Source organism: Aquabacterium sp. A3, assembly GCF_038069945.1.
Lineage (GTDB): Bacteria > Pseudomonadota > Gammaproteobacteria > Burkholderiales > Burkholderiaceae_C > Aquabacterium.
The window spans coordinates 230791-253656 of record NZ_JBBPEV010000005.1; the positions used below are offsets into that span (position 1 = coordinate 230791).

Below are 22866 nucleotides of genomic sequence, written 5' to 3' on the forward strand. Positions count from 1 at the left end.
CTCCTGGTAAGCGTGGGTTGTTGAATCAGTGAACCCAGTGTGCCCAGGGGCCCCAAAACGAGGAATACGCCACATGGCGTATCGGTGTGTCGCCTGGGCGACGTCATGGCCTAGACTGATGGCGCCAATCATGCCTGATGACATCCACATCCACACCAACCGCCAGACCCGCTCGCTGAGCTTGTCGACCACCCTCATCCAGAGCTGCATGCGCCTGGAAGACCCCGACGAGCTGGTGCTGGACTACACCCGCACCATGATGGGCGCCCTGTTGTTCAACCCCTGCCCGCGGCGGGTGTTGATGATCGGACTGGGCGGCGGCTCCATGCTGAAGTACCTGCACCGCCATGTGCCAGAGGCGTGCGTGACGGCGGTGGAAATCAGCCAGGGCGTGATCGATTTGCGCGATGAGTTCTGCATCCCCCCCGACAGCGAACGGCTGAGCATCGTTTGTGCAGATGGTGCCGCCTTCGTGGCCACCCCACCGCAGCGCTACGACCTCATTTTGGTTGACGGGTTTGATGGCGCAGGCATCCCGCCCGACCTCAGCACGCGGCGCTTTTACACCCATTGCCGCGAGGCCCTGACGCCCTCGGGCATCCTGGTGTCCAACGTGCAGGCCGCGACCAGCCAGGCGCGCCAGCTCCGAGACCGTCTGAGCAAGGTGTTTGACGGCCAGAGCATATCGGTGGAGTCCGACGAGGGCGGCAACGAGATCGTCACAGCGGCCAACGACCGCTCCGACCTTGACGCCCTGGCAGCTGACTTTGGGGCGCGCTGGGATGCGCTGCCCACTGTGCACCAGACCACGCTGGCCGCCTGCTCCACCCGACTGGAGCGGGCCCTGAGAAAGAGGATTCGATGAGGTTCAACTACTGCCCGACCTGTGCCCGCCCCCTGACCTTTCGCGCCCACTCGGGCTCACCTGCGGTGCAACGGCCCAGTTGTGCCGACGAGGCGTGTGGGTTCATCCACTGGAACAACCCCGTGCCCGTGGTGGCCGCCGTGGTTGAGCACGAAGGCGCTGTGATCCTGGCGCGCAACAGGGCATGGCCGGTGCCGTTTTACGCCCTGATCACGGGGTTTCTGGAGCAAAGCGACCCCAGCCCCGAAGAAGCGATTGCCCGGGAAGTCAAGGAAGAGCTGAACCTGGACGCGACCGGCGTGCACTTCATCGGACATTACCGGTTCGAGCGACAAAACCAGATCATCCTGGCTTATCACGTCTCTGCCACTGGCGTGATTGCGCTGGGGGAGGAGCTGTCGGACTACAAACGCATCCCCCCAGAAAAGGCGCGCTACTGGCCCGTGGCCACGGGACTGGCCCTGCGGGACTGGCTGATCTCGCGCGGACACGACCCGCAACCACTGGCATGATCAGCAGCTCATCCCAGACCCGCGAGCCGCAAGGCGATGAACAATGACCACGCGCCACACTGGTGCGAGCGCTGGAAGGCCCCCCAGTCCAGCACCTGGGTTGCCTGTGGGGCCAGGCTCAGCACAGGCTTGCGCCAGCCGCTGTAGCGTGGCCAGACCGGGTCGCCCGCAGCCGCCGCCGTCGTGCTGCCGGGGTCGCCCACGTGCACAAACCGCTTCCACAGTCGCTGCGTCTGCTGGGACAGCCGCAACTGTTCAGCCGACAGCTTGAGTGGCGCACCGCCAGGAGGCGTCTGGAACCAGTACAGCAGGTCCGAGGCGTGGAAGGCCCCCTGGTCAATGAAGGGGTCCTCCACAAAGACGGGCGCCTGCCTGTCGGCGAATTCGTACATGTACACCGGCACCTGGGCGTGGGCGCGCTGAGCAAGTTCATTGGACTGGCACGCGAAAACATCCGTCCAGACCTGCGAGGCGGCCAGGTTGGGCGCACCATACTTGCTGACCGGATAGAGCCAGTCGGTCAACACGGGCTGAAGGGACGCCCCCAGGAAGGCGCGGATCGCCTGCTTGTACTCGGCCTCGGTCATGGGCGAGCCATCGAGGTCGAAGGACAGCGGGATGAAGCCACGGCCCTCATCAAGCGTGGTGCCCACCATGATCGGCACGCGGTTGAACTCTCCACGCGAAATGGCTTTGAGGACGTCTTGCGCAACCACCTCACCGTCCACGAAGTTGGTCCAGGGCACGCCCTGGCGGCCAATGTCTATGTAGCCCGGGGCCGAAGCCAGCATCTCCGACACACCGAGTGAGCGCAGGCAGGCCATCTGCCCGTCTCCAGCCGGACAGCCCCAAGTGCTCGCCAGGGCATCCCCTCGCTGCGCGGCCTGGGCGGCCGTGGGCAAGCCTGGCGCTTCGACCCCGCTGGCGAGGATGACGCGCTGGAACAGCCCAGCCGCGCTCGGCGAGGTCAGGTGCACCGAGGCAGACGTGGCACCGATCGACTCCCCCACCAAGGTGACGCGTCCGGGATCCCCCCCGAAGGCTGAAATGTTGCGCTGTACCCAGCGCATGGCCGCCTGCTGATCTTGCAGCGCAAAGTTGTGCCCGCGCTTCTCTGCCGCCATGCCGCTGGTCCACAACCAGCCCAGGGCGCCCAGGCGGTAGTTGATGGTGACCACGATGGCGTCGGTGGCCAGCGACAGCCGACTGGCGTCGTACTGCGCGCCAGAACCGAGCACCGTGCCGCCGCCCGGAATCCAGAAGATGACCGGCCTCGGTACACCATCCGCAGGGTTCGACGGTGGCACGTACACATTGAGGAAGAGACAGTCTTCGCTGTGCGGGCCCGGATCGGCGAAGGGCTCGGGGCGCTGCGGGCACGCGGCCCCGAAGCGCGAAGCGTCCCGCTCGCCAGACCAGTGGCGAGGCGCCTGCGGAGCAGCCCAGCGCAAGGACCCCACCGGCGGCAGCGCATACGGAACGCCCCGGAACTGGTGAACACCATCGATGAGGGCGCCCCTCAAGGTGCCTTCGCTCACCTGCGCTGTGAGGGCCACGTCGGCGGCGGTGGCGGAGGCGGCCACGCCGGCACACCACAGTGCCGCCACCCAACTGGCTGCGCGGGTGTATCCCTTGATGACTGTTTTCATGCTCGCTCCTGAATGAGTTGAAGATGCCGCAGGCTAGACCCGGCCGGCCGCCGTGTGCGACCAATGCGATCAATGGCGGCGTGTGGGCGCCAAACGCCGCTGCGCAGCGCAAGGCGCCGTGGGATCGAATCGCCGAGGTCAAACCACCGTTGGCGCCAGCCGGTGGACGTTGGCGCGCTCAGGGCGCAACCCGCGTCACGCTGCGCACGGCTGGCGCCGCCTGCGCTAGGCTGCACACATGAAATCGCCGCAGACGATTACCCCCCCGTTCCCGCCCGGCCTGAGATGGCGCGTCGTGATGCCGCGGCTGGCGCTGCTCAACGAAATCCTCGTCTGGGTCGGCGCCATTTCCATGCACGTCACCGACGTGCTGGCTGGCGGGGGACGGACCAGCCTGGGTCTGCCCTACCAGTTGCTGTGGATCCACCTCATCGGCCTGTGCGGCCTGACCATCAACGGCTCGGTCATACTGGGGCTGGCGCGGCGCGGTTGGCGCATGACGCCAGACATGGCCGAACGCTACGCCCAGCGAGGCGTCTACCTTGGATTGCCTGCGCGCGTCCGCTGGCAGCTCTTGCTGGGCGGGATCTTCAGCATTGGTGCGGCGTCCCTGGCGGCCCAGACGCTCATGGCGGTCTGTCTGGCCTTGCCCTTGGCAGAGGGCTTGCCTGATGTGCTACCGCCCTTTCAGTTCGCCCTGTTCAACTCGCTGTACGGGTGCCTGGCGGTGTACGCGTTCGAAGCCTTCCAGGACCGCGTGGCGCTGAGCCGCTGGCGCGTGCAACGTGCCGAAGAACTCACGGCGCAGGCGCAGCTGGACCTGCTGCGCTCGCAGCTCGATCCGCACATGCTGTTCAACACGCTGGCCAATGTGGTTGATTTGATGGAAGAAAACCCGAAACAAGCTCGGGACATGGTCAACCGCCTCATTGGGTTCCTGCGGGCCACGCTGGCGGGCAGTCGAGCCAGCGAGCAGGCGCTCAGCCAAGAGTTCGCGCTGGTCGCAGATTACCTGTCCATCATGCAGATTCGCATGGCCGACCGCCTGCGCGTGCGCCTGGATCTGCCCGAGACCCTGGCGTCGGTGAAGGTGCCCGCGCTGGTACTTCAGCCCCTTGTGGAGAACGCCATCGAGCACGGCCTGGCGCCCCACCGGCAGGGTGGGCAACTGGACATCACCGCCCGGCACCAAGGCGGCTGCCTGGTCCTGGAGGTGAGCAACACCGCCGAAGTGCCCCCTGCCTCCGACCCCCATGGGGGATTCGGTCTGGCGTGTGTGCAACAGCGCTTGCATGCGCTGCACGGTGACCGCGGCCTGCTGGAGTTGTCGCATGATGCCGCTCAACAACTGACGCGTGCCACGGTGCGCGTTCCCTTGTCCACCTGAGCTACCCCCGCTCCCCCGCCACCTCCGATGAAATCCGCGCCGCCGGCCCAAACGCTGCCCATGAATTCGACCGTCCGTGCCGTGCTCGCTGAAGATGAGCCGGTGCTGGCCCGCGGACTGGCTCGGTCACTGCGTGGTCTGTGGCCCCAGCTTCACCTCGACAGCATCGTGCACGACGGGCGTGCGGCAGTAGAAGCAGCACTCACCCACCTGCCCGACCTGCTGCTGCTTGACATCCGGATGCCGGAGCTCTCCGGGCTGGAAGCTGCGCGTCACGTCGTGGACGACTGGCCCGAAGGGCGTGCACTGCCGCTGCTGGTGTTCATCACCGCGTTCGACCGCTTCGCGATCGAGGCGTTCGAAGCAGGCGCCATCGACTACGTGCTCAAACCGGTGGAGCCCGCACGCCTGAGAACAACGGTGTCCCGACTGCAGGCCCGGATGACCGAACGGGAGGGCCACACCTCACGCGCCATTCAAAGCTGTCACCAGCTCGAGCGCCATGCCGGACACGCGCCGCTGCGCCACATCCAGGCGGCGCACGGCAACAGTCTCCACTTGGTGCCCATTGAGGCGGTGCGCTGCCTCATCGCGGATGACAAATACGTGCAAGTGCACACCTCTGAGCGCGTCTGGTTGATCCGAACCCCCATGCGTGAACTTGCCAGCCGGCTGTCGCCTGACCTGTTCGTACAAATCCATCGTGGCTGCATCGTGCGCTGGAATGCCATCGACCGCATCGAGCGCGATGACAGCGGCCGCTTGTGCGTGCACCTTGCTGGTCTGGCCCAAGCGCTGTGGGTCAGCCGCAGCCATGCCCATCACTTCCGGGCCATGTGAAGTGCCTGAAGTCGCCAAGGGGCTCAACGCGCCTTGAGCTGGGCCACGCGGCTCATGGCCAGGCCTGCTGCCGCCGTGCGGGTCTCCACGCCCAGCTTGGCGAAGATGTGCTCCAGTTGCTTCTTGACGGTGGCCGGGCTGCTGCCCAGGATGTCGCCGATGTCGCGGTTGGTCTTGCCGCGCACCACCCAGTACAGCACCTCGCCTTCGCGGGTGGTGAGCTTGAACTCCTGTGTCAGGGCGTCGATGGCGGCCTGATCCGAGCTCTCCTGCATCACCAGCAGCCATTCATCGTCACCCGTGGGCTGGTGCAGGGTGAAGCTCAGGCGGCTGCCTGCCTGGTTCACCGTCCACACCGGCACGGCGCTGGGTGGCCGCCCTGCCGCCAGGTCACGGCTGAGCGCAGGCGCCGTCTGCAGCAACCAATCGGCCAGTTCGGCCGGCGCCACGGAATCAGGCGCATCAAAGTAGGTTTGCAGCAGCTTGCGGGCCAAAGGCGTTTGCCACAGCACCCGCCCGTCGCTGATGCGCACCGTCAGCGACGCGTGTCCGAAGGCGTCCAGCGCATTGCGCGCCTGACGCGCCTGGCGGGCGCTTTGCATGTGGGCCTCGATGCGGGCCATCACCTCGCGCGGGCGGATGGGCTTGGTCACGTAGTCCACCCCGCCGGCCTGGAAGGCTGCCACCACGTGCTCGGTTTCGGTCAGCCCGGTCATGAACACGATGGGGATGTGGCTGGTCTCGGCCTGCGCCTTGAGGCGGCGCGCCACCTCGAAGCCATCCATGCCCGGCATGATGGCGTCCAGCAAGATGATGTCGGGCACGGCCTGCGTGGCGCGCTGCATGGCCGCCTCGCCGTGGGTGGCCACCAGCACGGTGTAGCCCGCCTCGTCCAGCGCATCGTGCAGCAACGACAGGTTATCGGGCACATCGTCCACGATGAGCACGACGTCGGTGCGGCTGCGGTCCAGGTGTTCGAGCATGGTCAGGCGGCGTTGGCCTCGGAAGACTCCGGGCCCGATTGTGCCTGCTCCAGGCAAGACCTCACCGAATGGGCCAGGGCATCGAGCTGAAACTGCTTGGCCCACTGCCGGTGGCGCTGCACAAAGGCATCGCACTGCGGCTCGGCGGCGGCGATCTGGTCCAGCACCTTGTGCACGCCGCGCACATAACCGGCATGGATCTGGTCTTCCAGGCTGCGCAAGGCCTCCACCGAAGGCATGGCCTCGGGGGCGCTGGACTCGGCCGGCACGATGGCCTGTGGCGCCGCGGCACGGGCTGCCTCCACCCATTGCAGCTGCAAACGACGACCCAGCCAGTCCAGCAACTCGGCCACCCGCACGGGCTTGACGATGAAGTCGTCGGGGGTGATGCCCACGTCGTTGTCCAGCGCCTTGTCAAAGGCGTTGGCCGAGACGATGGCCACGGCCGCCTCGGTCAGGCCCTCGTCACGAGCCTGACGCAGGGTGTCCCAGCCGTCCAGCCCGGGCATGGCCAGGTCCATGAAGATGGCATCGGGGTGCTGCGTGGGCGGCAGCAGCCGCAACTGGGCCAGACACTCCAGCCCCGAAGGCAAGGGCGTCACCTCGAAGCCCAGGGGCTCCAGGATGCGCACCAGCAGGCCGCGATCGGCCTCTTCGTTGTCCACGGCCCAGATGCGGCGCCGCTCACCCACGTAGCCGATGCGTTGACCACGCGGCACGACGTGAGGCACCTCGGCATGGCGCACCTGCGGCAAAAACAGCCGAATGCGGAAGCTCGTGCCCTGACCTGGCACGCTGTGCACGGTCATCTCGCCGCCCATCAGGTCGGTCAGCATCTTGCTGATGGTCAGGCCCAGGCCGGTGCCCCCCACCGAGGAGCCCGCCGCCGAAGAGCCCCGCGCGAAGGGCTCGAACACCTTGTCCAGCTCCTCGGTGGCGATGCCGGGCCCGGTGTCGGTGATCTCGATGTGGGCGATCTCGCGGGCGTAACGCAGGCTCAAACGCACCTGCCCGGCTTGCGTGAACTTCACGGCGTTGCCCAACACATTGATCAAAATCTGCCGCACGCGGCGCTCATCGGCCCGCACGGCCTCAGGCAAGGCCGGGTCGATGTCGGCGATGAACTGCAGGTGCTTGGCCCGGGCCTCGTGCTCGATCAGGCCGGTGATCTGCTTGAGCAGCTCACCCAGCAACACGGGTTTGACGTCCAGCGTCAGCTTGCCGCTTTCAATGCGGGCGATGTCCAGCGTGCCTTCGATCAGCGACAGCAGGTGGTCGCCCCCGCGCTTGATCACGCCCACGGCGTGCTTGACGTGCTCGGGCAGCGTCAGATCGTCATCCAGCAGTTGCGCATAGCCCAGGATGCCATTGAGCGGCGTGCGCAACTCATGGCTGATGGTCGAGATGTAGCGGCTTTTGGCGTGGTTGGCCTGTTCGGCCACGTGCTTGGCCTGTTGCAGCTTTTCATCGGTGATGCGGTGCAGGTCGATTTCGCGCACCAGCAAATGGGTCTGGCGGTTGGATTCTTCTTGCGCCACCTGGCGGCTTTTGTGCGTCAGCACCACCCACCAGCTCACCACCCCCACGATCAGCAAGAGCGCAGCAAACAGCTTGAGCAAGGTGTCCTTGAGCATGCTGGCGGCCCCGGCGTAGGCCTGAGCATCCAGCTGCCCCAGGTCTTTGAGCTGCTGCTGGTAGACCAGGCCGAACAAGGCGGCCAGCAAGGGCGCCAGCACCAGCATGATCAACAGAAAGTGCCCCAACTCGGTGTCCACCCGTTGCCACACCGGGCCCGGCATCAAGCGTGTGGCCAGGGCACGCCACTGCACGGCCCAGCGCGCATGGGGTTTGCACAAATCCTGACAGCGTGCGTCCAGCGCGCAGCACAGCGAGCAGATGAAGCCCTGGTAAGCCGGACACTGGGCCACGTCATCGGCCTCGTACTCGCGCTCGCACACCGTGCAGCGGTGCAAGGCCTTGAGGCGAATCACCCGGGCCAGCGGGGCGCCTTCGGTGTCGGGCGCGGTTTCGTCTGTTGCGGCCACCAGCGGCTGCCGAGCGAGGTAATAGCGACCCCGCGTGGCCCACGCGATCAACGGCGAGGTCACGAACGCCACCACCATGGCGATCACCGCCGAAAACGCCTGGGCCACCTCACCCATCCAGCCCACATGCGCCATCATGGACACCAGCGAGGCCAGGCTCATGGCGCCCACGCCCACCGGATTGATGTCGTACAAGTGCGCGCGCTTGAACTCGATGCCACGGGGCGACCAGCCCATGGGTTTGTTGACCACCAGGTCGGCCACCACGGCCATCATCCACGCGATGGCGATGTTGGCGTACAGCCCCAGCACCTTGCCCAGCGCCTGGAACACATTGAGCTCCATCAGCAGCAGGGCAATCAGCGCGTTGAACACCACCCACACCACGCGACCGGGGTGGCTGTGCGTGACACGGGCAAAGAAGTTGGACCACGCCAGCGAGCCCGCGTAGGCGTTGGTGACGTTGATCTTCATCTGCGAGATCACGACAAACACCACCACGGCCGCGATGGCCCAGGTCTGGTGCCCCACGATCAGCTTCCACACCACCAGGTACATCTGATTCGGGTCGAGGGCGTCATCCACCGAGCGCCCCACCTGCAGGGCCAGAAAGGCCAGCAAGGCGCCACCCAGCATCTTGAGCACGCCCATGATCACCCATCCAGGCCCACCCACGAAGACATTGAGGTGCCAGCGCCAATCTGATCGGTCGCGCGCTGGCCGCACGGGCTCGGGCATGAAGCGCAGGTAATCGGCCTGCTCGCCCATCTGCGTGATCAGGGCGATGCCCACCGTCAAGGCCGCGCCAAACGCCAGCAGGTCAAAACCCTGGTGGGTGCCGGTCTTGCCGGCGTACTGCATCAACTCGGGCAGCAAATTGGGCTGGGTCTGAAACACATACACAAACGGAATGACCAGCATCACCAGCCAGATGGGCTGGGTGAGCACCTGCAGCCAGCTGATGGTGGTGATGCCGTGGGTGACCAAGGGGATGACCACCACGGCACACACCAGGTAACCCCAGGCTGGCGGGATGCCAAAGGCCAGCTCCAGCGCATAGGCCATGACGGCGGCCTCCAGCGCAAAGAAGATGAAGGTGAAGGACGCGTAGATCAGCGAGGTGATGGTGGAGCCGATGTAGCCGAAGCCCGCGCCGCGGGTGAGCAAATCCATGTCAACGCCGTAACGGGCCGCATAGATGCTGATGGGCCACCCCGCCAGCAAGATCAGCAGGCCCGTGGCCACGATGGCCCAGAAGGCGTTGATGAACCCGTATTCGATGAGCAAGGTGGCACCCAGCGCCTCCAGCACCAGGAACGAGGCCACGCCAAAGGCCGTGTTGGCCACCCAGGAGCCGCCCCACTTGCGCGCTGAACGTGGGGTGAAGCGCAGGGCGTAATCCTCGATGGTCTCATCGGCCACCCAGCTGTTGTAATCACGTCGCACCTTGACGACCCGCTGCGGAGCCTCCGGGGCGTGGGCGTGGGCGCTGCTGAAGGCGTCTGGACGAAACTGGTCTGTCTCTTGCATAGTGGCATTCTGATCCGGCCCCAAGACCGCAAATTCAATGCCCGGGGCCACCGACCTGCCAGGCACCCATGGAACTCACCCCACGCGAGAAAGACAAGCTGCTCATCTTCACCGCCGCCTTGCTGGCCGAGCGGCGAAAGGCACGCGGCCTGAAGTTGAACTACCCCGAAGCCGTGGCCTTGATCACCGCCGCCATCATGGAAGGCGCGCGTGATGGCAAGACCGTGGCCGACCTGATGAGCGATGGCAAGACCGTGCTCAGCCGGGCCGACGTGATGGAGGGAGTGGCCGACATGATCCCCGAGATCCAGGTGGAGGCCACCTTCCCGGATGGCACCAAATTGGTGACCGTGCACCAACCCATTGCATAAAGAACCGATCAATCCGCATTTGCACCTTTTTGGTTCAATTGATCGGGGTTCAACCCGCCACGATTTACAGACTTCCACCCGAAAGCCCCAAGATGACGCACCGCATTCTTGCCGCCCGACTGTCCGCCCTGGCCTTGCTGGGCAGCCTCAGCGCACCGGCCCTGGCGCATGAAGGCCACGGCCTGCCCGGCCTGGCCCACTGGCACGCCACCGACGTGCTGGGCTTTGTCGCGCTGGCCGCCATCGTGGTCGGCGTGATCTGGTTCAAGGGGCGCAAGTGATGGTGCCCGGCGAGCTGATCACCGATGGGCCCGACATCGACCTGAACCCGGGACGCCGCACCCTCACCCTGGTGGTGGAAAACGCAGGCGACCGGCCCATCCAGGTGGGCTCGCACTACCACTTTGCCGAAACCAACGCCGGTCTGCGCTTCGACCGTGAGGCGGCGAAGGGCATGCGGCTGAACATCGCCTCGGGCACGGCCGTGCGCTTCGAGCCGGGCCAGCAACGCACCGTGGAGCTGGTGGACTACGCCGGAGACCGCACGGTCTATGGCTTCCGTGGCCTGGTTCAAGGCCAGCTCTGAGCACGCCCCCCTACTGAAAGCCTGATCAAGATGGCAAGCATCCCCCGACGCGCCTATGCCGAAATGTTCGGCCCCACCACTGGCGACCGCGTCCGCCTGGCCGACACCAACCTCATCATTGAAGTTGAAAACGACCTGACCCTGCGCGCTGGCGGCTATGGGGAAGAGGTCAAGTTCGGTGGTGGCAAGACCATCCGCGATGGCATGGGCCAGGGGCAGCGCCCCAACGGGCCTGGCGCGGGTGACGCCTGCGACTGCGTGATCACCAACGCGCTGATCCTGGACCACTGGGGCATCGTCAAGGCCGACATCGGCATCAAGGCCGGCCGCATCGTCAAGATCGGCAAGGCCGGCAACCCCGATGTGCAGCCGGGCGTGGACATCGTCATCGGCCCAGGCACAGAGATCGTGGCCGGCGAAGGCATGATCGTCACGGCCGGCGGCATCGACACCCACATCCACTTCATCTGCCCGCAGCAGATCGAAGAGGCGCTGATGAGCGGGGTGACCACCATGATCGGTGGCGGCACCGGGCCGGCCACGGGCACCTTTGCCACCACCTGCACGCCAGGGCCCGACAACCTGGCCCTGATGCTCAAGGCGGCCGAAGCCTTCCCGATGAACATCGGCTTCCTGGCCAAGGGCAACGCCAGCCAGCCCGAGGCCTTGCGCCAGCAGGTGCACGCCGGCGCCATCGGCATGAAGTTGCACGAAGACTGGGGCACCACACCGGCGGCCATCGACTGCTGCCTGAGCGTGGCCGAAGAAACCGACGTGCAGGTGGCCATCCACACCGACACGCTCAATGAATCGGGCTTTGTCGAAGACACCGTGGCGGCGTTCAAGGGCCGCACCATCCACAGCTTTCACACCGAAGGCGCCGGCGGCGGACACGCCCCCGACATCATGAAGGTGGTGGGCGAGCTCAATGTGCTGCCCTCGTCCACCAACCCCACCCGCCCCTACACGGTCAACACCATCGACGAGCACCTGGACATGCTGATGGTGTGTCACCACCTGGACGCGTCCATCGCCGAAGACCTGGCCTTTGCGGAAAGCCGCATCCGGCGCGAGACCATCGCCGCCGAAGACATCCTGCACGACCTGGGCGCCATGAGCATGTTCAGCTCGGACTCGCAGGCCATGGGCCGCGTGGGCGAGGTCATCATGCGCACTTGGCAGACGGCCCACAAGATGAAGGCGCAGCGCGGTGCCCTGCCCGGTGACACGGCACGGCATGACAACGCCCGCGTGAAGCGTTATGTGGCCAAGTACACGATGAACCCGGCGCTGGCCCATGGCATCGCCCACGAGGTGGGCAGCGTGGAAGAAGGCAAATGGGCCGATCTGGTGATCTGGAAGCCCGCCTTCTTTGGCGTCAAACCCAGCATCATCATGAAAGGCGGCTTCATTGCAGCGGCGGCCATGGGCGACCCCAACGCCTCCATCCCCACGCCGCAGCCCGTGCATTACCGGCCCATGTTTGGCAGCTTTGGGGGCGCTTTGTCACGTACCTCGCTGGCGTTCTTGAGCCAGTCGGCCATCGCTGCGGGCGTCCCGGGCGAGCTGGGGCTGAACAAGCAGATCGTGGGCGTCAAGGGCTGCCGCACCGTCAAGAAGACGGACATGGTTCACAACAGTTACCTGCCCAAGATGGAAATCGACGCGCAAACCTACCAGGTGCGCGCCGACGGGCAGTTGCTGGTGTGCGAACCCGCCACCGAATTGCCGATGGCGCAGAAGTACTTCTTGTTCTGAGCCACACTGGCGTCCATGCTGACCGTCAACAAACTCCTCCCTCAAGGCCAGGGCCTGGCCCCTGTGCTGCTCAAGCGCGCCGCCACCGTCGAACTGGATTGGGACGTGCGCCAGAAAAGCCGCTTTGACGCCACCGACAGCCAGGGCCGCACCCTGGGCGTGTTCTTGCCTCGTGGCACGGCCGTGCGAGGCGGTGATGTGCTGGTGGCTGAAGACGGCTCCATGATCCGCGTGGTGTCGGCGCCCCAGGCGGTGTTGGTGATCACGCCTTGTGCGGCACACGGGTCGCCTTTCGACTTGGTGCGCGCGGCCTACCACCTGGGCAACCGCCACGTGCAGATCGAACTGCAGCCGGACCACCTGAAAATCGAGCCCGACTACGTGCTGGCCGACATGCTGCGCGCCATGCACCTGACGGTGCGTGAGGCCCACGAGGCCTTCGAACCTGAAGGGGGCGCTTACGCTGCGGGTGGGCATGGGCATGGGCATGACCATGCACACGGCCACGATCACGACCATGCGCCAACGCCCCGTGGCAAGCCCGTCGGGATTCCCGTCAAAGGAGCGCCCGCCACACCTCATGTGCACGGCCCGGGCTGCGGCCATGATCACTGAGCGCAGCGCCCCGATCACCGCCGCCGCCCGCTTGCAACTGATGTGGTTGGCCTCGCCGGCCCTGCCGGTGGGTGGCTTCAGCTACTCAGAAGGCCTGGAGGCGGCCATCGATGCCGGCCTGGTGGGCACAGAGGCCCAGGCCCAGGCCTGGCTGGTGGACCAACTGCACCTGGCCGTGGCCCGCAGTGACCTGGCCGTGGTGGCCCGTGCCGTGGCCGCGTGGCAGCGGCACGACCTGATGCGCGTGCGGGAACTCAACGACTGGGTGATCCACACCCGTGAAACCAGCGAGCTTCGGCTGCAGACCGAACAAATGGGGCGCTCGCTGGTGGAGTGGTTGCGCAACCGGGGTGGCGGGGCTCAGGTGGCCACAGACGATGCCCGCCTGAGCGAATGCGCCGCGCTGGCGCCTGCCCCCACCTGGCCAGTGGCCTTTGCACTGGCGGTGGCGCAGTGTTTGCCGCCGGGGTCCGTGCGCTCTTGTGCGGCATCGACCGCCCCCATCGTGCGCGAGGCCTTGCTGAGCTTCACCTTTGGCTGGGCTGAAAACATGGTCCAGGCGGCCATCAAGGCCGTGCCCCTGGGACAAAGCGCTGGCCAGCGCATCTTGCAGGCCCTGGTGGACGACATTCCCCAGGCCATCGACACCGCCCTGTCGCTGTCGGATGGTCAGCGACAGGCTTTCACCCCCATGCTGGCCATCCTCAGTGCGCAGCATGAATCTCAATACTCTCGACTGTTCCGATCATGAGCGCTTTGCACAACATCCCTGGCCGCACCAAGAAGCTCCCCCCCCTGCGCGTGGGCGTGGGCGGGCCCGTGGGCTCGGGCAAGACCACCCTGCTCGAAATGCTGTGCAAGACCATGCGCGAGCACCACGACCTGGTGGTCATCACCAACGACATCTACACCAAAGAAGACCAACGCCTGCTGACCGTGGCCGGCGCGCTCGACCCGGATCGCATCATGGGCGTTGAAACGGGCGGCTGTCCACACACGGCCATCCGTGAAGACGCCTCGATCAACCTGGAGGCGGTGGACCGCATGCTGGCCAAGTACCCGGATGCCGACATCGTGTTCATTGAATCAGGCGGCGACAACCTGGCGGCCACCTTCAGCCCGGAGCTCAGCGACCTCACCATCTACGTGATCGACGTGGCCGCTGGCGAAAAAATCCCGCGCAAAGGGGGCCCCGGCATCACCAAGAGCGACCTGTTCGTGATCAACAAGACCGACCTGGCCCCGCACGTGGGCGCCAACCTGGAGATCATGGAAGCCGACACGAAGCGCATGCGACCCACGCGCCCCTTTGTGATGACCAACCTCAAAACCAAGACTGGCCTGGATCAGGTCATCGAATTCATCGAAACCAAGGGCATGCTCAAGGCCGCTTGAGGCCTGCGCTGTTGACGTCGGCCAGGCCGCCGTGCCGGTAGGCCCAGGCGGCGCCCTGGTACCAGCTGATGGCATCGGCCATCACGTCGTCGCGCAACAGGTGTCCGGCATCACTGGCATCTGCCCCTGCGACAGCGGTGACCGATGTGAGCTGCTGAGGCGACAACTCCACCAGGGTGTTGCCGCGCCAGTAACCCAGGTTCTGGTAGGTGGACACGAAAGCGCGCTCTCGCCCGGGCTCCAGGTCCATCAGGTCATAACCCAGGAAGCGGCTGGTGTAGTTCATGTGCATCAGGCCCAGCAGCGTGGGGGCCAGATCGATCTGGCTGGCCAGGCGGTCCACACGCCCAGGCTGCACCAGGCCTGGCGCGTAGACGATGGCCGGGATGTGGTACTTCTCGATGGGCAGCTCGGTCTTGCCGGCGCTGGAGGCGCAGTGGTCGGCCACGAAAACGAACACGGTGCGGTCGAACCAGGGCTGTGCCTTGGCGCGCCGGACGAAGTCCCCCAAGGCCCAGTCGGTGTACTTCACGGCGCCCTCGCGTCCGGTGTGCGATGGGATGTCGATGCGCCCTGACGGGTAGGTGTATGGCCGGTGATTCGAGGTGGTCATCACATGCAAAAAGAAGGGCCGCCCCCGTTGGTGGGCCTGATCGGCCTGCGAGAGCGCCAGGCTGAAGAGGTCTTCGTCGGCCACACCCCAGATGTTTTCGTGGTGCACGGGCTGGGTGATGGCCGTGCGGTCCACCACCTCGTAGTGGTTGTCGCCAAAAAAGGCGTTCATGTTGTCGAAGTAGCCGTAACCACCATAGACGTATTGGGTGTCGTAGCCCTTGCTGCGCAGCACGCTGCCCAGGGTGAACAGCCCGGCGTGCCCAGGCCGCTTGACGATGGACTGCCCCGGCGTGGGCGGCACGGACAGCGTCAGCGCCTCCAGCCCCCGCACCGTGCGGGTGCCCGTGGCGTACAGCCTGGTGAACAACAGGCCTTGGCGGGCCAGCTCGTCCAGGTGCGGCGTCAAGCCCCGTGGGTTGCCAAACACGCCCAGGAAATCGGCCGACAGGCTTTCAATGCTCACCAGCACCACGTTCCAGTGCTGCTCGGGCTGGTCGTAGCGCACCACCCGGGTGATATCCATGGGGTCATCGCTGGCCAGCCCGGCGTGCGCCGTGACCAGTTGATGGCGCAGGCGCTGCATGGCCTCAGGGGCGGGCATGCTGGCGTAGAAATGCTCGTAATCGAGCTCGCTGTTGCGCACGGCCGAGAAGAACTCGTACACGCCCGCGCCAGACAATTCGTTGAGCCGCGCGTCCTCAGACCAGCGGTGGCTGGCGCCCGACGCCACAGAGAATCCCCCGGCCAAGACGGCCGTCAGTGCCAACGGAAAGCCCCAGCGTGGCCCGATGTCGGCGTTCAGCGCACGCGAGCGCGGCAGCCAGCGCTGCCACAAGGTCAGGCTGCCCAAGACCGCCAGCACCCCGACCAAGGCCAACAAGCGCCCCACAGGATACGACTGCCAGATGTTGCCCAGCACCTCGTGGGTGTAGACCAGGTAATCCACCGCGATGAAGTTGAAGCGGGACTGGAATTCACCCCAGAAGATCCATTCAGACACCAGAACCACGGCGAAAAAAGCCAACCAGCAGGCGGTGCCCATCACCATCCAGGCGCGCCACCAAGGGCCCCGCCAGGCCCGCGCCGGCAGCACGGCCAGAAACCAGGCAAGCACGTACAGCACCGCAGCGCCGGACAAGGCGTCAAACAAGGCCCCACGCAAGAACGCCATGGGCAAGTCATGGTGCGGTGCCTGCAGAACCCCCTGGGTCATCAGGCCCAGGCGCAACACGGTGGACATCACCATGAACATCGCCCACAGGCGCCACCACAGTGTCCACCGCATTGAACTGAATTGCGCGCGCATGCCGGATCCCTCTGATGATCAGAAGCGGCGATTGCACAACAGCCAGCTTATGCAAGGATTAAGCGAGCTCGCAGTACACTACGGCGCTCGCGTTGGCACAGGCCGCGCGACGTGGCCCGCCCTCTGTAGTTCAATGGATAGAACGGCCCCCTCCTAAGGGGCAGATACAGGTTCGATTCCTGTCGGGGGGACCACCCGCAGCTCTTCCACGGTGTAGCCCTCTTTGGTCAGCGCCAGGCGCAGCCATTCAGGCTGAGAACCCACACCATCCCAGGTGTCGCCGGTTCGGGGGTGCCGGTATTTGGGCACGCGCACGGGCGGCGCCACCTCGACTGCCTGACGAGCAGGGGCGTCCATGCCGAGTTCGTGGGCCTCGATCTGCCAGAAATCAACGAGCTTGCGCACGGAGCGCAGCACGGCCTCTTGTTCTGCGGTTCTCATCGGTGGATGGGGGAGCGTTTGCCAAGATGCTACCAAATGGGGGCGAGGTGTGCGCTCGCCACCCTGATGTGCTCACTGCAGCGCTTGCAAGCGAGAGACCTTTTGAAAGGCGTCCACGGCCTTGCCCTTGCGCGCTCGCTTGCCGATGTGCGCCTGATAGGCCGAGTTGCGCACATCTTCTTCCTTGGGCTTGGCGCCGCGGGTGGTGCCGATCACGCGAACCCCGTTGTGCACCGATGCCACCGACACCAGAGGCACCTTGGGCGGATCGACCTCCATCAGGGTGAGACCCCGTCCGCCGTTGGACTGCAGCTTCAGCTCATCCAGCCCGAAGACCAGCATGCGGCCATCGCCACTCAAGCAAGCGACCTGGGTATGGATGGCTTGCACCACCACCGGGGGCAATAGCGCGCACCCCTCGTCCAGCGTCAGGAAGGACTTGCCGCCCTTTTGACGGGTGGTGAGGTCACCCAGCTTGGCCAGCAGTCCAAACCCTCCGGTGTTGGCCAACAGGATGGTCTGGTCCAGGGCGCCTGCCAGGTAGTGCACGGGCTGCGTGCCCGATTCGAGCTCGATCATGGTGGTGATGGGCTGACCGTCGCCACGGGCGCCGGGCAAGGCGCTGACCGGCACGCTATAGACGCGCCCGTTGCTGCCCAGCACGATGAGTGGGTCGACCGTGCGGCATTCGATGGTGCCGTACAGGCCATCGCCCGCCTTGAAGGCGAAGCTGGCCGGCTCATGGCCATGACCGGTGCGGGCGCGCACCCAGCCCTTCTGGCTGATGACCACGGTGACGGGCTCGTCGATCACTTTGACCTCGGCCACGGCGCGCTTTTCAGCCTGGATCAGGGTGCGGCGTCCATCACCGTATTGCTTGGCGTCGGCCTCGATCTCTTTGACCACGGTGCGGCGCAAGGTGGCGGGGCTGGAGAGGATGTCTTCGAGTTTGCCTTGCTCGGTGCGCAACTCGGCCAGCTCTTGCTCGATCTTGATGCCTTCCAGACGGGCCAACTGGCGCAGGCGGATGTCGAGGATGTCGTCGGCCTGGCGGTCGCTCAGCTGGAAGCGCTCGATCAACGCGGGCTTGGGCTCGTCGCTGTGGCGGATGACGTGGATGACCTCGTCGATGTTGAGCAGGACCTTCTGGCGCCCCTCCAGGATGTGGATGCGGTCCAGCACCTTGCCCAGGCGGTGCTGGGTACGGCGCGTGACGGTGTCAAGGCGGAAGCCCACCCACTCGGTCAGGATCTGGCGCAAGCCCTTCTGGGTGGGCTTGCCATCGGCCCCCACCATCGTGAGGTTGATGGAGACCGAGCTTTCAAGGCTGGTGTGGGCCAGCAAGGTGGTGATCAGCTCTTGCTGGTCAATGGCGCGGCTCTTGGGCTCGAACACCAGGCGCACGGCCGCATCCTTGCTGGACTCGTCGCGCACGCCATCCAGCACCGACAGCACCGTGGTCTTGAGCTGGGTTTGATCGGCCGTGAGCGCCTTCTTGCCCGCCTTGACCTTGGGGTTGGTCAGCTCTTCGATTTCTTCCAGCACCTTCTGGGCGCTGGTGCCATGGGGCAGCTCGGTGACGACCAGTTGCCATTGGCCACGGGCCAGATCTTCAATCTTCCAGCGGGCGCGCACCTTCAGGCTGCCACGGCCGGTGCGGTAGGCCTCCTGGATGTCCTGGGGCGCCGAGATGACCTGCCCACCGCCAGGGAAGTCCGGGCCCGGGATGAGCTCGGCCAGGTCCTCATCCGGCAGCTGATCGTTCTTGAGCAAGGCCACGGCAGCCGCGGCCACCTCGCGCAGGTTGTGGCTGGGGATCTCGGTGGCCATGCCCACGGCGATGCCGCTGGCGCCATTGAGCAGCACGAAAGGCAGGCGCGCGGGCAGCTGGCGCGGTTCGTCGGTCGAGCCGTCGTAGTTGGGCACGAAATCAACCGTGCCCATGTCGATCTCGTCCAGCAGCAGACGTGCAATGGGTGACAAGCGGGCTTCGGTGTAGCGCATGGCGGCTGCACCGTCGCCGTCGCGCGAGCCGAAGTTGCCCTGCCCGTCAATCAGTGGGTAGCGCAGCGAAAAATCTTGCGCCATGCGCACCAGGGCTTCGTAGGCGGCCGAATCCCCATGGGGGTGGAAACGGCCCAGCACATCACCCACCACCCGGGCGCTCTTGACAGGCTTGGCACCACTGGCCCCGCTGAAGGTGAGGCCCATGCGCTCCATGGCGTACAGGATGCGGCGCTGCACGGGCTTTTGCCCATCGCACACATCGGGCAAGGCGCGGCCCTTGACCACGCTCAGGGCGTACTCCAGGTAGGCCCGTTCGGCGTAGTGAGCCAGGGTCAGGGACTCGCCACCATCGCTGGGCGGCTGGACGAAATCAAGCGGTTGCTGAGACATGGACTTCCGGAGAACAAAGCTGCCTTATTGTGCCTGCAGTGACGGCGAGGCCTCCAAGGGATGGGCGCGCTGGAGCATGGCGTCCAGCGGACTGGCCACCCCGCCGCCGCCCACCTTGAGCACATGGGTGTAGATCATGGTGGTGCTGACATCGCTGTGGCCCAGCAGCTCTTGCACGGTGCGGATGTCGTACCGGGCCTGCAGCAGGTGGGTGGCGAAGGAGTGGCGCAGCGAGTGCGGCGTGGCCTGCTTGGCGATCTGGGCCACCGCCAGGGCCTTCTTGAAGGCACGCTGGAAGGCCTGGTCTTGCGCGTGGTGGCGGCGCACTTCGCCCGTGCGCGGATCGCCCGACAGCTCGGGCTGGGCAAATACCCAGAACCACGACCAACTGAGGCCCGCGCGCGGGTTCTTGCGCTCCAGCGCATGTGGCAGGTACACCGGGCCCACACCCGCATCACGATCGGCCTGCCACCACAGGTGCACCTGCTGCAGGTGCTGGCGCAGCACCGGGATCAAGGCGTCGGGCAGCATCACGGTGCGGTCTTTGGCGCCCTTGCCTTCGCGCACGATGATGGCGCGGTGATCGAAGTCGATGTCTTTGACGCGAAGGCGCAGACCCTCCATCAAGCGCATGCCGGTGCCATACAGCAACTGTCCCAACAGGCGGTGCTGCGCGGGCAAGGCCGCCAACAAGCGCGCCACTTCGTCTTGGGTGAGCACCACCGGCAAGCGCTGCGTGGCCTTGGGACGCTGCACATCATTCAGCCACGGCAGGGTCTGGCCCAACACCTTGGCGTACAAAAACAGCAAAGCCGACAGCGCCTGTTTGTGGGTGTTGCCCGAGACGGAGCGCTGGGATACCAGGTGCTGCAGGAAGGCTTCGATCTCAGGGCCCCCCATCTCCTGGGGGTGCCTCAAGCCATGGAAGTGGATGTAGGCCTTGATCCAGTAGACGTAGGCCTCTTCAGTGCGGCGGCTGTAGTGCAGGTAGCGGATGCGATCGCGCACCTGATCGAGCAGGCGACCGGGGGCTGGTGGAGGAGCAGTGCGGGGCTGTGGGCGTGGCGCGACCATGCCTTACGATACTGTATAAATTCACAGCCCAATATCCCACTCAAGGGGGCATGACCGCTGACGTGCAGTTGGGGCGAGGTTCGCTGGGGCATGCTCTGAGAGTGCATGCAAGCCGTGCGGGTACTGGCGCGACTGCATCGAAGATGAGTCCGTCATAGAGCAGTGGTTCCAATGTCAACCCGCACCCAACCAAGGGCCGCCAGGTCGGCATCATCATGACGCTTGGTGTGCCCTTCGCCCTGACCGAATCCAGCGCCGGTTACCTTGGTAGTCGGACTCAGTCTTCCACCATCGCAGAACGCAAACCCAGATGCTCAACGAACGGATCAAAATCCCGGTCGCTGTAAAGCAAAGGCAGGTCGTCCTCAATGCACCGAGTCGCGATGACCGTGTCAATGGTTTTGCATATCGTCACGCCTTGCGCCCTCAGGACACGGTAGTTCCGTGCGGCCTGTAACGCGATCTCTTGCCCACCCAGCGTGATCACGTCCAGGCCAGTCATCAGCCTTCTGGCCAGATTGAAGTCTCTCTCACTGCTGAAGCCTTGCAGCACTTCAGCCAGGATCAGGTCCCCAACCGCAAGTGGATCGGTGCTCAACAGGGCATCCAGTCGCTCGGTCTGGGGCGTCACCACTCCACGGAAGAAGTCAATCCACACGCTGGAGTCAACAACAATCACTTGTCCGTCCTCATGGCGTTCAGGTCACCGTCCCACTGCAACTTGCCTCGGAGGCGCCGCAGCTCTTCTTGCTGGCGCAGTCTCAACAGCGTGCGCAAGCCAAGCTCCACTACCTCCTTCTTGGTCTTCAGGCCAGTCAAGCGAAGTGCGTCGCTCATCAACTTGTCGTCGATCTCAATGTTTGTGCGCATGTTGTGTATTCATTAGGCGGTTTATCCACACGCTAGCGCTTCGGCATCCATAGGGCAAGCGTCTTTCATGGCTACTGCGCCGAACTGTCAGGACAACGCGGGCGCCACCAAGGGTCATGAAAACACCCAATGAATAGCCCTTCGGCGCCGGTGACCTGATAGTCAGGCCACATCTCCCGCGCCGTCGGCTGCCAACAGCGCCACACCTCAGCAACCAGCAAAGAATGTCAAACATTGCCATACTTTGCCGCCATGAACTGATCGCTTCTTCAGGGGACCAGCCATGGGAATGAACGTCAACCTGACACCGCAGCTTGAGGACTGGGTACGTGCCAAAGTCAGTTCTGGGATGTACACGTCTGCCAGCGAAGTAGTCAGAGAGGCGCTACGCCTCATGCAGGAACAGGATCAATTGCGCGAGGCCAAGCTTGAAGAACTGCGCAGAGACATACGCCGCGGGCTTGAAAGTGGACCAAGTCAAGATTGGAACGCCACTGAGCTCAAAGCTGCTGCCCGCGCAAGGCGCAAGCCGACCACAGGCGCCGCCTGAATGGCTCGCGTCACTCGTCGCCCAGAAGCCGCCGTCGACATCCTGGACATCTGGAACTTCATCGCCGAAGACAGCATGGTCGAAGCAGATCGCTGGATGGACAGCCTCGACGAAATTCAATAGCCCAGCCTCTATCACCAAATCTTCGGTTTACGATGATGGTGAGTTACAGCAATAATTTTGACCGTGCTACCCATCACATGAAAAAATACCGTGTATGGGTACCTCGGCAGCACAAACCTCCGAACTCCGCGTGCTGAAACCGCTGCCCAACTGAGTGGCGAATTTGAAATCAACTCAATTGAGTCAAACACAATTACACGAAATTTTCGGCTACAACTTTGCTCTTGGATGCATACCACAGAACAGCATCAGCAATCTCTTGCTCCGCCTGCGGCGTAATCTCTACGGAGTATCGAATCACAGGGCCCTGATCCGAGCCTTGGCTTCTTCCCAAGGAATAGTCGTCAAAGACCCTGCAACGATCAAGTCCAGGCGACGATGTGCCTCAGCGATCCATGCTTGCTCAACAGCCTGCTCGTCCACAGGATCGCCCTCAATGCTGTCCAGCAAGGCAAGCGCCAACATCGAGCGCTTCACGGGGTCTAGCAGCCTAGCCTCGTCAAACAATTGATCAACGCGTGCATTCATGCTTTCAGTCTAGCACCCGAACTCAGCTCACGCCACCCCTTGGCACCAGTCAGGTGGCTTACATGGAGTAGGCCCCACCACAGGGGGGGGGCCACTCAGCGCTCCGGCACATGTAGACTGTTCATCACATCAAACACATCGCCACATATCCTGGGAGGGACATGCCACAAGATGCCAGACTCTGCTTACACATCAAGCACTTATCGCCGCGATGTGCTTCCAGGTTATCCGTCACTCCGGCCCCTACCTCACAGGTTATCCATCACTTTTGGCCTCCAAAACCGTCACTTGTGACGTCTATATCCTAGTTAGGCCTTCGTTTCCGGAACTCTCTGGAAGTCAAATGAGCAGTTTTCGGAAGGCTCTGGAAGCCTGGTTTGATGTCCAAGGCCTGCTCTTTTTGAACGGTTTCAACGCGCACCAAAC

General features: G+C 64.6%; 23 protein-coding genes and 1 tRNA gene. 14 read left to right on the forward strand and 10 right to left on the reverse strand.

Annotated features, from left to right (window positions below):
* Nucleotides 1-130: 130 nt before the first annotated feature.
* On the forward strand, nt 131-865 hold the full coding sequence (locus WNB94_RS15615; protein ID WP_341391298.1) for a fused MFS/spermidine synthase: 735 nt from the start codon (nt 131-133) through the stop codon (nt 863-865).
* Nucleotides 862-1377 (forward strand): NUDIX domain-containing protein, encoded by a 516-nt coding sequence (locus tag WNB94_RS15620; RefSeq protein WP_341391299.1) that lies wholly within the window; start codon nt 862-864, stop codon nt 1375-1377. Before WNB94_RS15615 ends, WNB94_RS15620 begins: the two co-directional genes overlap by 4 nt.
* Before the next feature lie 8 nt (nt 1378-1385).
* Here the strand turns inward: WNB94_RS15620 and WNB94_RS15625 are convergent, their stop codons facing one another.
* Complete coding sequence (locus tag WNB94_RS15625; RefSeq protein ID WP_341391300.1) at nt 1386-3026, reverse strand: carboxylesterase/lipase family protein; 1641 nt, start codon at nt 3024-3026, stop codon at nt 1386-1388.
* 298 nt (nt 3027-3324) lie between these two features.
* On the opposite strand from WNB94_RS15625, the gene WNB94_RS15630 reads away from it, so the two are divergent.
* Together WNB94_RS15630 and WNB94_RS15635 are read left to right on the forward strand one after the other, a co-directional pair.
* Nucleotides 3325-4413, forward strand: a complete 1089-nt coding sequence (locus tag WNB94_RS15630; RefSeq protein ID WP_341391326.1) for a sensor histidine kinase — start codon at nt 3325-3327, stop codon at nt 4411-4413.
* 60 nt (nt 4414-4473) lie between these two features.
* The gene (locus tag WNB94_RS15635) at nt 4474-5253 is read left to right on the forward strand and encodes a LytR/AlgR family response regulator transcription factor (protein ID WP_341391301.1); all 780 of its coding nucleotides are present in this window, start codon (nt 4474-4476) and stop codon (nt 5251-5253) included.
* 23 nt (nt 5254-5276) lie between these two features.
* Here the strand turns inward: WNB94_RS15635 and WNB94_RS15640 are convergent, their stop codons facing one another.
* Nucleotides 5277-6236 carry a response regulator gene (locus WNB94_RS15640; RefSeq protein ID WP_341391302.1) on the reverse strand — a complete coding sequence of 320 codons (960 nt, stop codon included), beginning with the start codon at nt 6234-6236 and terminating at the stop codon, nt 5277-5279.
* Between the two features lie 2 nt (nt 6237-6238).
* Nucleotides 6239-9811: a hybrid sensor histidine kinase/response regulator gene (locus WNB94_RS15645; RefSeq protein WP_341391303.1), complete on the reverse strand. Its 3573-nt coding sequence runs from the start codon at nt 9809-9811 to the stop codon at nt 6239-6241.
* 68 nt (nt 9812-9879) lie between these two features.
* On the opposite strand from WNB94_RS15645, the gene ureA reads away from it, so the two are divergent.
* The 7 genes from ureA to ureG all read left to right on the forward strand — a co-directional run bounded on the left by ureA (nt 9880) and on the right by ureG (nt 14536).
* A complete protein-coding gene (gene ureA, locus WNB94_RS15650) occupies nt 9880-10182 on the forward strand; it encodes an urease subunit gamma (protein WP_341391304.1) in 303 nt (100 codons plus the stop codon).
* Nucleotides 10183-10274: 92 nt separating this feature from the next.
* A complete protein-coding gene (locus tag WNB94_RS15655) occupies nt 10275-10463 on the forward strand; it encodes a hypothetical protein (RefSeq protein WP_341391305.1) in 189 nt (62 codons plus the stop codon).
* Nucleotides 10463-10768, forward strand: a complete 306-nt coding sequence (locus WNB94_RS15660; RefSeq protein ID WP_341391306.1) for an urease subunit beta — start codon at nt 10463-10465, stop codon at nt 10766-10768. Before WNB94_RS15655 ends, WNB94_RS15660 begins: the two co-directional genes overlap by 1 nt.
* A 30-nt stretch (nt 10769-10798) precedes the next feature.
* Nucleotides 10799-12526 carry an urease subunit alpha gene (gene ureC / locus WNB94_RS15665; RefSeq protein WP_341391307.1) on the forward strand — a complete coding sequence of 576 codons (1728 nt, stop codon included), beginning with the start codon at nt 10799-10801 and terminating at the stop codon, nt 12524-12526.
* A gap of 15 nt (nt 12527-12541) precedes the next feature.
* Nucleotides 12542-13141 (forward strand): urease accessory protein UreE, encoded by a 600-nt coding sequence (gene ureE, locus WNB94_RS15670; protein ID WP_341391308.1) that lies wholly within the window; start codon nt 12542-12544, stop codon nt 13139-13141.
* Complete coding sequence (locus WNB94_RS15675; protein WP_341391309.1) at nt 13131-13892, forward strand: urease accessory protein UreF; 762 nt, start codon at nt 13131-13133, stop codon at nt 13890-13892. The genes ureE and WNB94_RS15675 overlap by 11 nt, the downstream gene beginning before the upstream one ends.
* Nucleotides 13889-14536, forward strand: a complete 648-nt coding sequence (gene ureG / locus WNB94_RS15680) for an urease accessory protein UreG (RefSeq protein ID WP_341391310.1) — start codon at nt 13889-13891, stop codon at nt 14534-14536. Before WNB94_RS15675 ends, ureG begins: the two co-directional genes overlap by 4 nt.
* Here the strand turns inward: ureG and WNB94_RS15685 are convergent.
* Nucleotides 14523-16457, reverse strand: a complete 1935-nt coding sequence (locus WNB94_RS15685; protein ID WP_341391311.1) for an LTA synthase family protein — start codon at nt 16455-16457, stop codon at nt 14523-14525. The genes ureG and WNB94_RS15685 overlap by 14 nt on opposite strands.
* 119 nt (nt 16458-16576) lie before the next feature.
* Between WNB94_RS15685 and WNB94_RS15690 the strand changes: the two genes are divergently transcribed.
* Nucleotides 16577-16651, forward strand: a tRNA-Arg gene (locus WNB94_RS15690).
* Here WNB94_RS15690 and WNB94_RS15695 read toward each other — a convergent pair.
* The 5 genes from WNB94_RS15695 to WNB94_RS15715 form a co-directional block, all read right to left on the reverse strand.
* Entirely contained in the window at nt 16611-16898 is a 288-nt protein-coding gene (locus WNB94_RS15695; RefSeq protein WP_341391327.1) for an H-NS family nucleoid-associated regulatory protein, read from the reverse strand. The two genes, WNB94_RS15690 and WNB94_RS15695, sit on opposite strands and share 41 nt — an antisense overlap.
* Nucleotides 16899-16970: 72 nt before the next feature.
* A complete protein-coding gene (parC, locus tag WNB94_RS15700) occupies nt 16971-19295 on the reverse strand; it encodes a DNA topoisomerase IV subunit A (protein ID WP_341391312.1) in 2325 nt (774 codons plus the stop codon).
* Nucleotides 19296-19319: 24 nt separating this feature from the next.
* Nucleotides 19320-20369 (reverse strand): integron integrase, encoded by a 1050-nt coding sequence (locus tag WNB94_RS15705; RefSeq protein ID WP_341391313.1) that lies wholly within the window; start codon nt 20367-20369, stop codon nt 19320-19322.
* 277 nt (nt 20370-20646) lie between these two features.
* A complete protein-coding gene (vapC, locus tag WNB94_RS15710; protein ID WP_341391314.1) occupies nt 20647-21048 on the reverse strand; it encodes a type II toxin-antitoxin system VapC family toxin in 402 nt (133 codons plus the stop codon).
* Complete coding sequence (locus tag WNB94_RS15715; RefSeq protein WP_341391315.1) at nt 21045-21239, reverse strand: type II toxin-antitoxin system VapB family antitoxin; 195 nt, start codon at nt 21237-21239, stop codon at nt 21045-21047. The genes vapC and WNB94_RS15715 overlap by 4 nt, the downstream gene beginning before the upstream one ends.
* Nucleotides 21240-21522: 283 nt before the next feature.
* Between WNB94_RS15715 and WNB94_RS15720 the strand changes: the two genes are divergently transcribed.
* Nucleotides 21523-21789 (forward strand): type II toxin-antitoxin system ParD family antitoxin, encoded by a 267-nt coding sequence (locus WNB94_RS15720; RefSeq protein ID WP_341391316.1) that lies wholly within the window; start codon nt 21523-21525, stop codon nt 21787-21789.
* Nucleotides 21790-21912, forward strand: a complete 123-nt coding sequence (locus WNB94_RS15725) for a hypothetical protein (protein ID WP_341391317.1) — start codon at nt 21790-21792, stop codon at nt 21910-21912.
* A gap of 297 nt (nt 21913-22209) precedes the next feature.
* On the opposite strand, the gene WNB94_RS15730 is transcribed toward WNB94_RS15725, so the two are convergent.
* Entirely contained in the window at nt 22210-22440 is a 231-nt protein-coding gene (locus WNB94_RS15730) for an addiction module protein (protein WP_341391318.1), read from the reverse strand.
* Nucleotides 22441-22866 lie beyond the last annotated feature (426 nt).

Bases quoted from the DNA above. Each gene is read 5' to 3' on its own strand.
- WNB94_RS15685 (WP_341391311.1), bottom strand. From the start codon at position 16,457: ATGCGCGCGCAATTCAGTTCAATGCGGTGGACACTGTGGTGGCGCCTG.
- WNB94_RS15615 (WP_341391298.1), top strand. From the start codon at position 131: ATGCCTGATGACATCCACATCCACACCAACCGCCAGACCCGCTCGCTG.
- ureC (WP_341391307.1), top strand. From the start codon at position 10,799: ATGGCAAGCATCCCCCGACGCGCCTATGCCGAAATGTTCGGCCCCACC.
- WNB94_RS15655 (WP_341391305.1), top strand. From the start codon at position 10,275: ATGACGCACCGCATTCTTGCCGCCCGACTGTCCGCCCTGGCCTTGCTG.
- WNB94_RS15645 (WP_341391303.1), bottom strand. From the start codon at position 9,811: ATGCAAGAGACAGACCAGTTTCGTCCAGACGCCTTCAGCAGCGCCCAC.
- WNB94_RS15660 (WP_341391306.1), top strand. From the start codon at position 10,463: ATGGTGCCCGGCGAGCTGATCACCGATGGGCCCGACATCGACCTGAAC.
- WNB94_RS15630 (WP_341391326.1), top strand. From the start codon at position 3,325: ATGCCGCGGCTGGCGCTGCTCAACGAAATCCTCGTCTGGGTCGGCGCC.
- WNB94_RS15635 (WP_341391301.1), top strand. From the start codon at position 4,474: ATGAATTCGACCGTCCGTGCCGTGCTCGCTGAAGATGAGCCGGTGCTG.
- ureE (WP_341391308.1), top strand. From the start codon at position 12,542: ATGCTGACCGTCAACAAACTCCTCCCTCAAGGCCAGGGCCTGGCCCCT.
- ureA (WP_341391304.1), top strand. From the start codon at position 9,880: ATGGAACTCACCCCACGCGAGAAAGACAAGCTGCTCATCTTCACCGCC.
- WNB94_RS15625 (WP_341391300.1), bottom strand. From the start codon at position 3,026: ATGAAAACAGTCATCAAGGGATACACCCGCGCAGCCAGTTGGGTGGCG.
- parC (WP_341391312.1), bottom strand. From the start codon at position 19,295: ATGTCTCAGCAACCGCTTGATTTCGTCCAGCCGCCCAGCGATGGTGGC.
- WNB94_RS15715 (WP_341391315.1), bottom strand. From the start codon at position 21,239: ATGCGCACAAACATTGAGATCGACGACAAGTTGATGAGCGACGCACTT.
- WNB94_RS15705 (WP_341391313.1), bottom strand. From the start codon at position 20,369: ATGGTCGCGCCACGCCCACAGCCCCGCACTGCTCCTCCACCAGCCCCC.
- WNB94_RS15640 (WP_341391302.1), bottom strand. From the start codon at position 6,236: ATGCTCGAACACCTGGACCGCAGCCGCACCGACGTCGTGCTCATCGTG.
- WNB94_RS15695 (WP_341391327.1), bottom strand. From the start codon at position 16,898: ATGAGAACCGCAGAACAAGAGGCCGTGCTGCGCTCCGTGCGCAAGCTC.
- WNB94_RS15620 (WP_341391299.1), top strand. From the start codon at position 862: ATGAGGTTCAACTACTGCCCGACCTGTGCCCGCCCCCTGACCTTTCGC.
- WNB94_RS15675 (WP_341391309.1), top strand. From the start codon at position 13,131: ATGATCACTGAGCGCAGCGCCCCGATCACCGCCGCCGCCCGCTTGCAA.
- WNB94_RS15730 (WP_341391318.1), bottom strand. From the start codon at position 22,440: ATGAATGCACGCGTTGATCAATTGTTTGACGAGGCTAGGCTGCTAGAC.
- WNB94_RS15725 (WP_341391317.1), top strand. From the start codon at position 21,790: ATGGCTCGCGTCACTCGTCGCCCAGAAGCCGCCGTCGACATCCTGGAC.
- WNB94_RS15720 (WP_341391316.1), top strand. From the start codon at position 21,523: ATGGGAATGAACGTCAACCTGACACCGCAGCTTGAGGACTGGGTACGT.
- ureG (WP_341391310.1), top strand. From the start codon at position 13,889: ATGAGCGCTTTGCACAACATCCCTGGCCGCACCAAGAAGCTCCCCCCC.